The 15,383-nt window shown below is 63.3% G+C and carries 12 protein-coding genes; 9 read left to right on the top strand and 3 right to left on the bottom strand.

Going from position 1 to position 15,383, the window contains the following annotated elements:
• Positions 1-46 precede the first annotated feature (46 nt).
• Entirely contained in the window at positions 47-889 is an 843-nt protein-coding gene (locus HMPREF2674_RS05405) for a GntR family transcriptional regulator (protein WP_239662789.1), read from the bottom strand.
• An 82-nt stretch (positions 890-971) separates the two neighbouring features.
• Between HMPREF2674_RS05405 and HMPREF2674_RS05400 the strand changes: the two genes are divergently transcribed.
• The 3 genes from HMPREF2674_RS05400 (at position 972) to HMPREF2674_RS05390 (ending at position 3,639) form a co-directional block, all read left to right on the top strand.
• Positions 972-1,847, top strand: coding sequence for an exodeoxyribonuclease III (locus HMPREF2674_RS05400; protein ID WP_070681288.1), 876 nt, complete (start codon positions 972-974; stop codon positions 1,845-1,847).
• Between the two features lie 93 nt (positions 1,848-1,940).
• Positions 1,941-3,005, top strand: a complete 1,065-nt coding sequence (gene trpS, locus HMPREF2674_RS05395) for a tryptophan--tRNA ligase (RefSeq protein ID WP_049342919.1) — start codon at positions 1,941-1,943, stop codon at positions 3,003-3,005.
• 55 nt (positions 3,006-3,060) lie between these two features.
• Entirely contained in the window at positions 3,061-3,639 is a 579-nt protein-coding gene (locus HMPREF2674_RS05390) for a 2'-5' RNA ligase family protein (protein ID WP_049342920.1), read from the top strand.
• 136 nt (positions 3,640-3,775) lie between these two features.
• Here the strand turns inward: HMPREF2674_RS05390 and HMPREF2674_RS05385 are convergent, their stop codons facing one another.
• Positions 3,776-5,146: a hypothetical protein gene (locus HMPREF2674_RS05385; protein WP_239663105.1), complete on the bottom strand. Its 1,371-nt coding sequence runs from the start codon at positions 5,144-5,146 to the stop codon at positions 3,776-3,778.
• Positions 5,147-5,434: 288 nt separating this feature from the next.
• Entirely contained in the window at positions 5,435-6,544 is a 1,110-nt protein-coding gene (locus HMPREF2674_RS05380) for a mannose-1-phosphate guanylyltransferase (RefSeq protein WP_084824433.1), read from the bottom strand.
• 346 nt (positions 6,545-6,890) lie between these two features.
• On the opposite strand from HMPREF2674_RS05380, the gene sdhC reads away from it, so the two are divergent.
• From sdhC to HMPREF2674_RS05350, 6 genes are all read left to right on the top strand, one after another.
• Positions 6,891-7,349 carry a succinate dehydrogenase, cytochrome b556 subunit gene (sdhC, locus tag HMPREF2674_RS05375; RefSeq protein WP_080974944.1) on the top strand — a complete coding sequence of 153 codons (459 nt, stop codon included), beginning with the start codon at positions 6,891-6,893 and terminating at the stop codon, positions 7,347-7,349.
• 3 nt (positions 7,350-7,352) lie between these two features.
• Entirely contained in the window at positions 7,353-7,838 is a 486-nt protein-coding gene (locus tag HMPREF2674_RS05370) for a succinate dehydrogenase hydrophobic membrane anchor subunit (RefSeq protein WP_049333054.1), read from the top strand.
• Positions 7,839-7,891: 53 nt separating this feature from the next.
• Positions 7,892-9,655: a succinate dehydrogenase flavoprotein subunit gene (sdhA, locus tag HMPREF2674_RS05365; RefSeq protein WP_070825037.1), complete on the top strand. Its 1,764-nt coding sequence runs from the start codon at positions 7,892-7,894 to the stop codon at positions 9,653-9,655.
• A 1-nt stretch (position 9,656) separates the two neighbouring features.
• On the top strand, positions 9,657-10,445 hold the full coding sequence (locus HMPREF2674_RS05360; protein ID WP_049342924.1) for a succinate dehydrogenase iron-sulfur subunit: 789 nt from the start codon (positions 9,657-9,659) through the stop codon (positions 10,443-10,445).
• Positions 10,446-10,730: 285 nt separating this feature from the next.
• Entirely contained in the window at positions 10,731-11,981 is a 1,251-nt protein-coding gene (locus HMPREF2674_RS05355) for an amidohydrolase (RefSeq protein WP_049333049.1), read from the top strand.
• A 239-nt stretch (positions 11,982-12,220) separates the two neighbouring features.
• The gene (locus HMPREF2674_RS05350; protein WP_070825036.1) at positions 12,221-15,343 is read left to right on the top strand and encodes a hypothetical protein; all 3,123 of its coding nucleotides are present in this window, start codon (positions 12,221-12,223) and stop codon (positions 15,341-15,343) included.
• Positions 15,344-15,383 lie beyond the last annotated feature (40 nt).

Here is a 15,383-nt window from a genome sequence, read left to right as displayed (position 1 = left end):
GCCCTTTCGCGCGTCTCGTGCGGCCTCCTGTCTCAGGGGAGAGACGCTAGAGAAGCAGCTCGTAAAAGTAGTGGTCCGAGAGGTATAGGGTCTCAGCGTATTCGACCGGCGTTCCCTCCTTGGTGTAGCCGGTGACGCACACCTTGAAGGCGGCCTCGCCCACGGGAACCTGCTGGTTGAAGGCCTCGGTATCGGCGTCGGTGAAGAGGGCCGCGCTCGTGCGTACGCGGGCGTGCTTAATGGCGTTGGGGGTGTCGGCCAGCTGATCCAGGGAGCTGGAGGAACCCGAGAGGCCGGCCATCATGGAGTCCAGGATGCTGCTGGCGGCTTCCTTGACAAAGTACGAGCGCTCAAAGCCGATGACCTCGTGGTTGGCCAGGCGCAGACGGCGTACGAAGAGGACCGACTCGCCCACGGGAACGGATAGTCGGGTCGAAATCTCCTCGGTGGCATCCACCCAGCGGGTCGCAATCATGCGGGTCGAGCCTTCGAACCCGCGGCGGCGCATATCGTCGGCGAAGGTGTCCACGCGCGGGATGTACGTGGCTTCGCTGCGTTCGGCCACGTAGGTGCCGGACCCCTGCACGTTATAGAGCAGGCCGCGCTCGATGAGGACCTTCAGGGCGCTACGCACCGTCTGGCGGCTCACGCCGAAGTTCTGCTGAATCGTGCGCTCGGTCGGGAGCTTATCGCCGGGCTTACCCGGAATGATGTAGCGCTGCTCGAGGTAGTGAATCACCTGCTCGTACTTGGGTCCCGGAATCGGCGGCAGCTCATAGGTCTGGCTACCGTTGGGGGAAGTACTCGGGGAGGCCTGATCTGCGGCCTGAGCATCGGTGGAGAGCGAGTGGGCGGTGGGTTCGGGGGTATGTGAGGAGTGTGAATTCATCACCCAACATTTTAACCATCTGTGAAAGAAAAATGAATCACGGTGAATTTTTACTTCCGCGCATGCTGGCATAATTAAGACTATGCATTCTTCGATTCCTCCCGTTCCGCGTGAGCCCGGTCTGCTCCGCGTGGCGAGCGTCAACGTCAACGGCATCCGCGCCGCCTACCGCAAGAACATGGCCGACTGGCTGGCCGAGCGAGACATCGACATCCTCTGCCTGCAGGAGGTTCGCGCGCCCGACGCCATCGTGCGTGAGCTCCTCGACGAGTCGCAGTGGAATATTCTGCACGCTGAGGCCGCCGCTAAGGGCCGCGCGGGCGTGCTGGTGGCTACCCGCCGCACCCCGAACTCGGCTGGTGAGGTGCTGAAGGATCAGCCCGTGGCAACCCGCTCCACCATCGGCGAGGAGTACTTTGATGACTCGGGGCGCTGGGTTGAGGCCGACTACGTTCTGCCGAACGGGCAGACCCTGACCGTGGTGAGCGCGTACGTGCACTCCGGCGAGGTCGGCACTCAGAAGCAGGAGGACAAGTACCGCTTCCTGGAGCGTATGCTGGTGCGTATGCCCGAGCTGGCCGAGCACTCCGATCACGTGCTCATCGTGGGTGACCTGAACGTGGGCCACACCGAACTGGATATCAAGAATTGGAAGGCCAACCAGAAGCGTGCGGGTTTCCTGCCCGAGGAACGCGCCTATTTCGACCGCTTCTTTGGCGATATCGGTTACCGCGACGTGGCGCGCGATCTGGCCGGTCAGGTGCCCGGGCCCTACACCTGGTGGTCCTACCGCGGCAAGGCCTTCGATAACGACGCCGGCTGGCGCATCGACTACCAGATGGCGACCCCGGCCTGGGCCGAGCGCGCCGTGCAGGCGCAGGTTGATCGCGCCGCCACCTACGAGGAACGCTTTAGCGACCACGCGCCGCTGGTGGTGGACTACCGCATCGATGGCTAGAGCCTAGCGCCACCGCGCCCCGAACATAAGTTTTGAGATACACGCTGCACCGTTCGCAGCACCGCACAGGAAGTAACTGCACAGGAAATAACTATGGCAGACGAAAAGAAGCAGGATAAGTCCCTCATCCCGAACGCCTCCCAGCAGAAGACGCGTATCTTCTCTGGTGCCCAGCCCTCGGCCGATTCGATGCACCTGGGTAACTACATTGGCGCCGTGAACAACTGGGTGGCCCTGCAGAACGACCCGAATAACGAATGTCTGTTCTTTATTCCGGATATGCACGCCATCACCGTTCCGCAGGATCCCGAGGAGCTGCGCGAACGCACTCGCCTGACCGCGGCGCAGTACATCGCCTCCGGCATTGACCCGTCCCGTGCGCCCCTGTTCGTGCAGTCGCACGTGCCCGAGCACGCCCAGCTGGCCTGGGTTCTGAACTGCTTCACCGGCTTCGGCGAGGCCTCCCGCATGACCCAGTTCAAGGACAAGTCGCAGAAGCAGGGCGCCGATAAGGCCTCGGTTGGTCTGTTCACCTACCCGATTCTCATGGCCGCCGACATTCTGCTCTACCAGGCGGACGGCGTACCCGTGGGCGAGGACCAGCGTCAGCACCTCGAACTGACCCGCAACCTGGCCCAGCGCTTCAACTCCCGCTTCGGCGAAACCTTCGTGGTGCCCGAGCCGGTCATCCTGAAGGAAACCGCGAAGATTTACGACCTGCAGGAACCTACCTCGAAGATGTCCAAGTCGGCGGCATCCGACAAGGGCCTCATCAAGCTGCTGGACACCCCCAAGGTTACCCAGAAGAAGATTAAGTCCGCCGTGACCGACGACGGCTCCGTCATCGCCTACGACCGCGAGGTCAAGCCCGGCGTGTCCAACCTGCTCTCCATCTACTCCGCCATGACCGGCGAGAGCATCGACGAGATTGTGGCACGCTACGAGGGTAAGATGTACGGCCACCTGAAGGTCGACCTGGCCGATATTGTGGTGGACCGCCTGGCTCCGGTGCGCGAGCGCACCCTCGAGCTAATGGACGACCCCGCCGAGCTGGACCGCCTGCTGGCCGTGGGCGCCTCCGCCGCCCGCGAGATCGCCACCGCCACGATCGAAAACGTCTACAAGAAGGTCGGCTTCCTGCCCTCGGTGAGCATCTAGCTACCGGGCGCTTATCAATTCCTCATCTTCAACGAACGCAAAGCGCACGACACCCATGACAGAACCCCGCGAGCAATCGAGTCCCTCTGAGGCCTCCGTATCACCCACCCTCAAGCCCGGTCGCCGCTACCTGAGCATTATTGCTCACGTGAGCGGTGAGAATGCTCAGCGCCTGGAGGAGTGGAAGCGGGAGACAACGGGGGTCCCGGCCGCGTCAATGAGCACCCACGTGACCGTGTACGTGGCGGAGCTGGATGACTCCCTGCTGGATGCCGTGCGTTCCCCGCAGTTTTCCGAAGACCTGGGTGCGTCGCGTTTCGAGGCTCGCTGGGGGTCGGTGCACTCCTTCCGCCCGGTGACCGAGGTGGAGTACCTGAACCTGGAGGCGGGCAAGGCCGAATTCGAGCGGATTCACCGGGATCTTGTTCGGATGCTCGGTACGGGTGCGGCCCCCTTCCCGTACGTGCCGCACGTGACCCTGGGCCACGGTTTGAGCGAGGAACAGGTGGCCAGCGCCCGCGAGGCGTTTGACTCCCTGCCCGCGGAGCGGCGCACCTTCACGGTGGATCACCTGCACTGCTACTCCTACGACGGGCAGAACTGGGAGGAAATCGGGGTTCTGCCGCTGCGGTAGTAGCCAGCCTAAAACGCTAAGAGAGATGCGACCGATAGACTATCGGTCGCATCTCTCTTTATGTTTTCGCTAGGCTTGCTTCAGCGTGAGAACCCTAGCGGGAGTGGCCCTCGTGAGGCTCGCCAGACTCGCCGGATTAGTGTGCATCAGCGGAAGCCGAGGAAGAGGCAGAGCCGTGAGCTTCAGAACCGTGAGCCTCAGCCTCAACCGGCGCGGCGTTCGAGGAGGAGACGCCCAGGATCTCGTTCGGGGTCTTGGGCAGTTCCACGCTCATGAGCTCCTTCGGAGCCACCGGGTTCGATAGGGACACTGCGATGAGCTTTTTGGTGGCCGGGTCGGTCACGTAGGCGGTCTTACCGTCCACCCACAGGGCCGGACGCTCGTCCTGCCAGGTCTCAGACTCGGTCCACGCCTCCATGAGCTGTACGGAGCCCAGCTCGGCGCCGGTTGCCGGGTCGAAGACGCGCAGCTTGCCGTCGGTGGTCAGCAGCAGTGCCTCACCCTGGGGGCCGCGAGCCAGCGATCGGAAGGTGTAGCTCACGCCAGAAGGCAGGGAGTAGACGGTGCGGGTTGCCGCGACGGTGTCGATGATGGAGAACTTCTCGGGGCGCTCCAGCTTGGCATCCTTGTCGGTCTTGTAGTCCGCCAGAACGTACTGGGAGTCAGCCTTGCCCGCCTGGTTACCGGAACGCGAGTACGGGTCCTCGGGGTTGGTGACCTTGGTGAACTTGCCGTCCTTGTAGATCAGCGCGCCGTCGGTGCAACCGATGGTGAACGCGCCGTCCTTGGCGATAGCTTCACCGTGCACGCCGGGGCATGCGGGGCTCTCGGTTACGGTCTTGCCCTGAGCGTCCACAACGGCGGCACCGGTGCGGGTCTTCGAGTCACCGACCGCCACCAGGTACTGGTTATCGGGCAGGGGGATGGCGAAGCCGTGGTGCGGCTTGGGCAGGGTGACGGTGGTGGTCTCCAGGGAGGAGGCGGTGCGCTTATCGTGGGTCAGCTTCGCCGGGTCGTACACGGCGAAGGAGCCGGTGCCGTCAGCGAAGGCCGCAACCCTGCCGTTGTCCTTGATGACGTGGCCGGTATGGTCAGCGGCAAGAGACAGCGAAGACAGAGACGGGGCGGTGGTGTAGTAGTGCGAGTGATCGCCGTGCGCTACGGACCACACGCCGGTGTCCAGGAAGGTGTAGCTGTTGCCGTCGGCCACGACGAGATGGCGGTTATCGCCGGCATCGGAGAGGCGCAGGAATCCTTCCTTGGGAATATCGGCCAGCAGTTTCATGTCCTTGGCGTCGTAGACGAGCACGCCGCCGTCGTAGGTGATGGCCACGCGGCTGGCAGCGCCCTTGCCTTCGGTGATGGGGGCGGGGGTTGCGCTCGCGGAAGTGGAAGCGCTGGGGTTGGTCTGTGCGTTCTGGGTGGCCTGGGAGCCACATGCGGTCAGGGCGAGGGCAGCCACGGCGCCGAGTGCGCCGACGCGGGTGAGGAAAAACTTACGGGTCATGTGCATGCACCAAGACTAACATGAGAATGATTCTCTATAGTGGTTGATCCTTGGCTCGTATCAGACTCTGGAAGTGCAACCTGCACGGGGTGCATAAGACATTCAGACCCCTGCCCAGCCGCAGGGAGCATCCTTCCATGCTCCACTAGGCAAAAGCCTTGAATCCACCCGCAAAATGACCCATTAGGGTAAAAGAAAACCGGTTCCCTTCTGACCAGAAGGGAACCGGTTTTCTTAGAGGTATCTTTTGCTCGAGTAGGGTTCATGCGCCTACTCAGGGCCAAAATTTTAGAGGAGGTTGTTCAAGCCTCGTGCCTTGACCTCACCCACGGCATCCTTGACAGCCTGTGCCTTGGAACGCGGTGCGACCAGCAGAGCATCGGGGGTGTCAACCACGACGATGTCGTTCAGGCCAATAATCGAAATCTTGCGATCGGTATTAGCCACAACAATGCCGGAGCAACCGTGGTTAATGACGTTATCCTTCTCGCCAAGGATGGTCAGCTGCTCGCCGCTCTTCTCGGAGTTGAGGCGTGCCACCGCGTCGAAGTCTCCAACGTCATCCCAGCTGAAGGAGCCGGGAACCATGGCGACGTCGCCCGCGGCGGCGGCGGGCTCTGCCACCGCGTAGTCGATTGCGGTCTTGGGGAGGGTTTCCCACACCCGCTCCATGACGGCCTCGCGCTCGGGGGTGTCCCAGGCGTTAGCGATCTCCATGATGCCCGCGTACAGCTCGGGCTCGTTGGCCTCGAGGTGCTTGAGCATCAGGGCGGCCGGTGCCACGAACATGCCGGCGTTCCAGGTGTATTCACCGGAGTCCAGGTACTTCTGTGCGGTGGCGGTGTCCGGCTTCTCAACGAAGGTGTCCACGGCGTGCGCGTTGGGAGCATCCTCGATGCCCAGGGAAGCGCCGGCGTGAATGTAGCCGAAGGCGCTGGAGGGTTCGGTGGGGGTAATGCCGATGGTGACAATCTTGCCGGTAGCCGCGGTGATGACAGCTTCGGTCACCACGCGGTGGAACTCGTCCACGGGGCTGATGACGTGGTCGGCTGCGAAGGAGCCGATGATGGCGTCCGGTTCGCGGCGGTGGATGATGGCGCAAGCCAGGCCGATAGCTGCAGCCGAGTCCTTGGGGGAGGGCTCCAGCACCAGGTCAGCGGCGCGCAGCTCAGGAATCTGCTGGGTGACCGCATTGGCGTGCGAGGTGCCGGTGACGACCATGACGGAACCGTTGCTGAGGTCGATGAGACGGTCGTAGGTGTCACGCAATAGGGAATTGCCCGACGAGGTGAGGTCGAGCAGGAACTTCGGGGCGTGCGCGCGGGACAGGGGCCACAAACGCGAGCCAACACCGCCGGCGGGAATCAGCGGGCGGAATCGAGTGAGTGCAGTATTCATCGCTTCAAGAATAACGGGTGAATTTGTCATATATCGAATTCTTTTAGGATTTGGCAGAAAATGTCAGGCGGCTCTCATTGGGGGAGGGGTGCATTGTTAGGTTAAGGTTACTTCCGCATCAACTCGGGGTAAATCGTAATATCGCAAAAAAAATATAACCTAATCCACGTTTATAGGCTGGGAAAAATCTATAAACAGTGTGTCAATAAGCTGTGAATTTACCTGATATCTTGGAAGTAACAGACGAACAAAGCAGTCGGCGAGTACATAGTCGTGACCGGCTCGCAGGGAGGCGCCCGGTGCCCCTTTGCGCCCCGAGCCCGCCGTCTCAGCAGGAGGTTATTCAGTGTTGAATGGTTCTAAGGGAACCCTCTACCGCGGCCGTTGGGGCATGTGGTCCTGGGTTGCTCACCGCATTACCGGTATCGCGATTTTCTTCTTCCTTCTTGTCCACATCCTCGATACCGCCGTCGTGCGCATCTCTCCGGAGGCCTACAACGGTGTGCTGGGCCTGTACAAGAACCCCATCATGGGCCTGGGCGAGACCGCCCTGGTAGCAGCCATCGTCTACCACGCCTTCAACGGTATCCGCATTATCCTCATCGACTTCTGGGGTAAGGCAACCAACGCACACGTGGAGCACATCCAAGCGAAGAACAAGGACGGCAACGTCGAAATCAGCCAGAAGGCAACCTACGTTCACATCAAGATTCTGTGGGTTGTGCTGATTCTCTGGGCACTCACCGTTGCCGGCTTCGCCGCCCGCCACCTGCCCATCGTTTTCTCGCACATTGGAGGTCACTAAACCATGGCTACTCCGCTTAAGCCCCGCACCTACGTACCCCGCCTGCGTGATAACCGCATCGACGGTGTGAAGTACAACCGCTCCTCCTCCAAGCGCAACAACTTTGAGATGTTCGCCTGGCTGGGCATGCGCCTGTCCGGCGTCGTGCTTGTGATTCTTATCTTTGGTCACCTCTTCTCGAACCTGATGGTCGGCGACGGCATCCACGCCATCGACTTCGGCTTCGTGGGTGGCAAGTGGGCCAACCCCTTCTGGCAGGTCTGGGACCTGCTGCTGCTGTGGCTGGCCATGCTGCACGGCACCAACGGCATCCGCGTCATCATCGACGATTACGCCGAGAAGGACCGCCTGCGCGTGTGGCTGAAGGTTATCCTCTTCGCTGCCTCCGCATTTGTCCTGCTGGTTGGTACCCTCACCATCTTCGCGTTTGACCCCTGCCCCTCGGGCGCAGCGGCCAACCTGCTCCCCAGCTTCTGCGCGGCACACTAACGACGACGTAACCGGCAGACAAATTCAAACATCGAAAACACAGAAAGAACATCATGCAGGTACATAAGTACGATGTAGTGATCGTCGGCGCCGGCGGTGCCGGTATGCGTGCCGCTATTGAGGCAGGCCAGCGAGTCCGCACCGCGGTTTTGACCAAGCTTTACCCGACCCGTTCCCACACCGGTGCGGCGCAGGGCGGTATGTGTGCCGCTCTGGCCAACGTCGAGGAGGACAACTGGGAGTGGCACACCTTTGACACCGTCAAGGGTGGCGATTACCTGGTCGATCAGGACGCGGCAGAAATTATGGCTAAGGAAGCCATCGACGCCGTGCTCGACCTGGAGAAGATGGGTCTTCCCTTCAACCGAACCCCCGAGGGCCGCATCGACCAGCGCCGCTTCGGTGGTCACACCCGCGACCACGGTAAGGCTGCCGTGCGCCGCGCATGCTACGCAGCTGACCGTACCGGCCACATGATTCTGCAGACCCTGTACCAGAACTGCGTGCGTCACAACGTTGAGTTCTACAACGAGTTCTACGTGCTCGACCTGATTCTGGTCAAGGACGAAGAGGGTAAGCCCCGTCCCGCCGGCGTTGTCTCCTATGACCTGGCAACCGGCGAGGTGCACGTCTTCCAGGCCAAGTCCGTAATCTTCGCATCCGGCGGTTGCGGCAAGATCTTCAAGACCACTTCCAACGCCCACACCCTCACCGGTGACGGCATGGCCATCGCACTGCGCGCCGGCCTGCCCCTGGAGGACATGGAGTTCGTTCAGTTCCACCCGACCGGCCTGGCAGGCCTGGGCATCCTCGTGACCGAGGGTGCTCGCGGTGAGGGCGGTATTCTCCGTAACGCTGACGGTGAGCGCTTCATGGAGCGCTACGCACCGACCATTAAGGACCTCGCGCCCCGCGATATCGTGGCACGAGCCATGGCAAACGAGGTGCGCGAGGGCCGCGGCTGTGGCCCCCACAAGGACTACGTGCTGCTGGACCTGACCCACCTGGAGCCCTCGCACATCGACGAGAAGCTGCCGGATATCACCGAGTTCGCTCGTACCTACCTGGCCGTGGAACCGCACCACCAGCCCATCCCGGTGTTCCCCACCGCGCACTACGCAATGGGCGGTATCCCCACCAACAACGAGACCGAGGTGTACCGCAACAGCGAAGAGACCATCCCCGGCCTCTACGCAGCCGGTGAGGTTGCCTGCGTGTCCGTGCACGGTGCAAACCGCCTGGGCACCAACTCCCTGCTCGACATCAACGTCTTCGGTAAGCGTGCCGGCCGTAAGGCCGCCGAGTACGCCGCATCCGCCGAGTTCGTTCCCGTTCCGGACGACGCAGCAGATCGTGTGCTGAACATGCTCAACGGCATCCTCGAAGGCAAGGGCACCGAGAAGGTCGGCGCTATCCGCGCAGACCTGCAGAAGGCCATGGAGGCCGACATGCAGGTGTTCCGCACCGAGGAGACCATCCGCGCCGCACTGGCCACCATCGAGAAGCTCGAAGAGCGTTACAAGAACATCTCGATTCAGGACAAGGGCAAGCGCTTCAACCTCGACCTGCTCGAGGCCGTCGAGCTGGGCTTCCTGATTGAACTGGCAAAGGTCATGTCCGTTGGCGCGCTGCACCGCAAGGAGTCCCGCGGCGGTCACTACCGCGAGGACTACCCCAAGCGCGACGACGTGAACTTCATGAAGCACTCTATGGTCTACCTCGACCCCGAATCCGAGTTTGAGGGTGTGAAGGGCCTGCGTTTCGACACCAAGCCCGTTGTCTACACCCGTTACGAGCCGAAGGAGCGTAAGTACTAAAATGGCTGAAAACGAACTCCCCGAACCGGAATCCGTCAAGCTATTTGAGGGCATGACCGGCGGCGATTCCGACTCCATCCCCACGTACGACGTGATTATCAAGGTGCGCCGCTACAACCCGGAGGTTTCCTCCGAGGCGTACTGGGACGAGTTCCCGCTGACCATGTACCGCACCGACCGCGTGCTCGACGCCCTGCACAAGATTAAGTGGGAGCTGGACGGTTCCGTCTCCTTCCGCCGTTCTTGTGCACACGGCATCTGCGGCTCGGACGCGATGCGCATCAACGGCCGTAACCGCCTGGCCTGCAAGACCCTGCTGAAGGATCTTGACCTGACCAAGCCGATTACCGTTGAGCCCATCAAGGGTCTGCCCTGCGAGAAGGACCTCATCGTTGACATGGAGCCCTTCTTCCAGGCATACCGCGAAATCATGCCGTTCTTCATTAACGATTCGAACGAGCCTGAGCGTGAGCGTCTGCAGACCATTGAGGACCGTGCACGTTTCGATGACACCACCAAGTGCATCCTCTGTGCAGCATGTACCTCGTCCTGCCCGGTCTTCTGGACCGACGGTCAGTACTTCGGCCCCTCCGCTATCGTGAACGCTCACCGCTTCATCTTCGACTCGCGCGATGATGCAGGCGACCTGCGTCTGGAAATCCTGAACGACAAGGAAGGCGTGTGGCGCTGCCGCACCACCTTCAACTGCACCGAGGCATGCCCCCGTGGCATCCAGATCACCAAGGCTATTGCCGAGGTGAAGCAGGCCATCCTGAGCCGTTCGCTCTAGAACGTTCCTTCTCGGATTCTTGAAGGCCAAACGCCTTCTGCGACAAGCCGTCGCCCCTCACCGGGCGGCGGCTTGTCGCGTGTCCGGGGTAGGGGAGAGAAACCGGGGGAAGCCGGAGTGCGGGAGAGGCACGCCCCGGAACCCCGCAGCCCTCGCCGCCTGCACCTCCGACGAACCTCCGAGCGGTCTTCAAAAATCCGTCACAAAGTCACAGACATTCTTAAAGGGCCGGTAACGGCCGGGACGGATAGGTAAACCGTCACCGGGAGGGTTATTCTACTGTGTATGGTTTTTGCTAATTCTCGCTACGATTTGTCCACCCCCGTCTTCGACGATTGGGTGGAGCGCATGATGGGCACCCTCGTGCAATTCCGCCGCGAAGTGCACGCCAACCCCGAGCTTTCCTTCCGCGAGGTCGTCACGACCGAGCGCCTCATGAACCGACTGCGAGAAGCCGGCATGAACCCCATCGCCTGCGAAGGCACCGGTTGCTATGTCGACATCGGAGACGGCCCCTTCGCCGCGGCTCTGCGCGCCGATATCGACGCACTGCCCATCGTCGAGCAGACCGAGCTGCCCTACTCCTCCACGGTTCCCGGCGTGATGCACGCCTGCGGCCACGATATTCATCAGACCGTCATGTTGGGCGTGGCGCTGGCGCTACACGAGCTCAACGAGAAGACCCCGTTGGGCCGCAGTATCCGTATTCTTTTCCAGCCGGCCGAGGAGCAGCTACCCGGTGGTGCCGTACAGATGATTTCCCAGGGCCTGCTCAAGGACGTTCCGCGTGCTTTCGCCCTGCACTGTGACCCGAAGGTGGACCTCGGTCAAATCGGTACGCGCATCGGTGCGATTACCAGCGCCTCCGACACCGTGAAGATTCACCTGAGCGGCCACGGCGGCCATACCTCCCGACCCCACCTGACCGAGGACCTCATCTACGCGATGAGCCAGATTGCGGTGCAGGTTCCCGCCGTGCTGACCCGCCGCACCGACGTTCGTTCGGGCGTGCTGGTTGCTTGGGGCCAGGTCAGCGCCGGCGTCGCCCCCAACGCGATTCCCGCCGAGGGCTACCTGGCCGGCACTATGCGCTGCCTGGACGTTGAGGTGTGGCGCCAGGCGGGCAACCTGCTGGACGAGGTCATCGAACAGGTCGCCGTTCCCTTCGGCGTGGACGCCCGCGTGGAGCACATCCGCGGCGTGCCCCCGGTCGTGAACACCGACCTGGAAACCACCATGCTCGAGAACGCCGCCCGCGCCGAACTGGGCGAGGATTCCATCGTGCTCGTCGAGCAGTCCATGGGTGGCGAGGACTTCGCGTGGATGCTGCAGGAGGTGCCCGGCTCCATGTTCCGACTGGGTACCCGCGCCCCCGGCGACCCCACCTACGACCTGCACCAGGGCGACTACGCCCCGAGCGAGCAGGCCATCGGTATCGGTGTGCGCGTCATGGCCGCAACCGCCCTGCGCGCGGTGCGCTTCGAGCTGGCGAAGGCCGCGAAGGCCGCCAACCCGGTGCGCGACGAGGCCCGCTAGGCCCCGGGGTACCGAGCCGCGCATCCCGCGTTCTGCCGGCGTGCGGGTGGCAAGTTGTGTCGTTTCATAGAGTTTCGCCTCGCTATCGGTCGGATAGCGAGGCGAAACTCTATGCACACGATAGAATTAAAGAGATTATGAGGACATCAGCGTTGTGCCCGTGAACCCGCGCGTGGTCGCGAGGGAGGTTCGGCGGGCACCGCGCGTATTCACGGCGCACGCCGAAGGAGGACGCCCAAATGAGCTTCTTTGGGATCGGTAAGAAGAAGTGGGATGAACAGGCGCGCGAGGCGGAGAGCACTGCGGCACAGGACGGGCACGAGGAAAGCAAGCCGTCCCGCGGCTCGGGGCTGAGCGACAAAATTATAGAGCAGCAGCAGTGGGAGGATTCCCTGCGCCGTTTCGTGAAGTCGGAGGGCACCCGCCAGAACCGCGACGAGGAACGTTCCGAAGAGCATCGCGCCGTGGAAGATCTGAAGCGCGCCCTCCTGCACGATGACGAGGAGACCCCCTCGTTCACCGAGGGCTCCCTCTCGAATACCGGCAAGACCACCGACGAGGAAGAGCGTCGTAGCATCCTGGAGGCTCTGAACTCCTACCCGCACGAGGACTCCGAGGCCGCCGCGGCTCCCGAAGCCCGCGAGGAGAGCAACGACTCCGAGGCCGTCGAGGACGCCCCGGCTGCTCCGGAGACCCCCGCTTTCCTGCGCGACGATGAGGACGAAACCTCCGAGAAGACCGAGGGCGACTCCTCCGCGAAGGCCGAACCCTCAACCGACACCGCCGAGGATGCTCGCTCCCAGTTTGAAGAGCACCTGCGCGCCGTCCGTGCGGAGAGTTCCGCGGAGGAAAGCCCGGCTACCTCCGACGTCGACGACACCGACCGTAACGCTGCCGCCGAGGAATACCTCTCGGCTGAGCAGATTCGCGAGGCGCGTACCCGCGCCGCCATCATCGAAGCAAAGAACGCCGGCCTGGACGACCTGGCCGCCGTCTACGCGGCTCGCCTGGGCCTGAATCCGGAGAGCGAAGAGGGTAGCTTCGAGGAGGTCGAGCAGGCCGAGGAATCCGAGGCCGTTGCCGCTAAGCAGCCCGCCGCCGAGCACTCCGCTTCCGAGCGTTCTGCCGAGCCCGAATCCCTCAGCGCCGAGCCTACCCGCTCAGGCGAAAAGACCGAACCTGCGGCGGAGGTACTTGTGAGCGAAACGGCCACGGTGGAGGAGCTTTCCGAGCCTGCCTCCGAGCCTGCCGAGCCTTCTAACGAGTCCGAGGAGAAGCTCGAGGTCGCTAAGGACGAGGCAAAGAAGGACACCGAGGACCCCGCATCCGAGCCGGGATCCGACGAAGCCGCCTCCGCCGAGCAGAAGCTGAGCGCCGATGACGCCGAGCTTGTGGCCGAATCCATTGTGCTCACTGCCCCCGCAGAGGGTGCCGCGGACCTCCCCGTCCTCGGCGAGCAGCGCGCCCTCCACTCGCTGACTGAGCTCATGCGCACCCGCGGTTCGGGAACCCTGAGCCTGGAGCTGCGCCAGGTGGATGAGGACATGCACTACCGTCTGCTGCACCGCGGTCGCGAGGTCGAGAACGGTATCGTGCTGCCCGGCGTTGACTGGTTTGCGCCCGTCGCAGCCCTGTACACCGAGGCCCAGGAAGCCGGCGTGACCTGGAACCGCGCGGCTGTGACCCTGAACCCGCGCCTGGGTGAGGGCCTGGAGGTGCACGCCTCCTACCTGGGTGCCGTAGATGGGCAGACCACCCACGAGAGCTTCCTGCTCGAAACCCCCGCCCGCGAGGAGACTTCGGTTGTGGCTACCGCTGAGGCGGCTGAGGCAGCCGAAGCTCACCAGGCTGAAGCACCCGAGGCTGAGGCATCCGAGTCCGGCGATTCCCCGAAGGTTGAGCCCGAGACCCCCGCAGCTGAGGCTCAGCCCTCCGAGGAAGTCCGCGAGGAACAGGCTCCCGAGCAGGTCGAGCGCCAGGGCGCTCCTGCGGGCCTCGCCGTTGCCGGCGCTGCCGTGACCGGTGCCGCCGCGCTCGCCGCCTCGGCCTCCGAATCGGGCGAAGCCTCGGTCGCTGAGCCCGAGTACGAGCACGACTACGATAACGACCCGATTTTCGGTACCGCCAACTCGCAGGACGCCGAGGCTACTTCCGCACAGCCGGAGCAGCCCGAGGTTTCTGAGGCTGACGAGGACACCGAGCCCGTGCACGCCCAGCCCGATGCCGCTGAGGCTGAGGATGCTGAGGCCGAGGCCGTCGACCACGGCGAAGAGATGGAAGCCGCCCTGGCCGCTATCGTCGCCAACGCCCAGGAGAAGCTGGACGAGCCGCAGGAACCCGAGGAAACCTCCACCGAGGCTGCCGCGTTCGTCTCCGTCGAGGAGCCCGCGGCACCGGTCGAGGCTCCTGCCGCCGAGGCCTCCGGCGCTGAGGCTTCCAACGCTGAGTCTTCCGCCGCGGAATCCTCCGCTCACGAGGCTCCCGCCGAAAAGGGTGAAAAGACCGCTGAGGAGGTAGCATCCACCGAGGCTGAGCCCGAACTGCCCACCTTCCTGAACGACCGCGAGTTGGTGCCCGCCGACGAAGCAGAGGAACCCTCGAAGACCGCGAAGGCAGAGGAACCCGAACCCGCCCAGGCCCGTTCCGAGGAACCTGCAAAGGCGGAGGCACCGGCGCCGGCCGTCACCGGTGCGCTCGCCGCGGCAGCAGCCGTGGCCGCCGGTGGCGCCGCAGCATCCGCTGCTCCCGTTGCTTCTTCGGCAGCATCCTCGGCGGTGCCCTCGGCACCCTCGACCCCGGTCCTGAGCGAGTTCAACGAGCTGCCCACCGTCGCCGATGAGCCGGATACCCCCGCATCCCAGCCGGTGAGCCCGCTGGTTCCTTCCGAAACTCAGCTGGCCGAGGGTAACCTCGTGCTGACCGAGGCCCAGGTCGCCCAGCGTCTGGCCCCGGTCGTCGAGCACCTCTTCGGCGAGAATGGCACCGCGAAGGACGCCACGACCGTGCTGATTCGCGTGCGTGCGCTCGGCTCGTACTACGACGCCCTGACCCACGTGCGCCGCAACGGCTTCTGGGAACAGGCACGCACCTTCGAGCTGATTCCCGAAACCCTGCTCGATATTCCCGCCCTGAAGACCGACTCGTACAGCGAGGGTGAGGGCTCGCCGCTGGCCATGAGCCTCACCTTCACCCCCGGCGTGCCGGTACAGGCTGCGTTTGACTATGCGAACGAGCAGGCCTTCGTCAGCTACCCGCGCCCGCTGGATGCTGAACGCTACGTGGAGGAGCTGCGCATGTTCCCGCGTCTGGGTTCGAAGATCCCGGCGCACATGACGAGCGCCCTGTCGCACTGGAACCTCTAAAAACATTTGAGTCGCGCCGACTCCCCGTGTGGGGGTCGGC

This window comes from Rothia sp. HMSC062F03 (genome assembly GCF_001836905.1).
Taxonomy (GTDB): Bacteria; Actinomycetota; Actinomycetes; order Actinomycetales; family Micrococcaceae; genus Rothia; species Rothia mucilaginosa_A.
The sequence above is the reverse complement of the archived record's forward strand: the minus strand, read 5'-3'. Positions and strand labels throughout refer to the sequence as shown.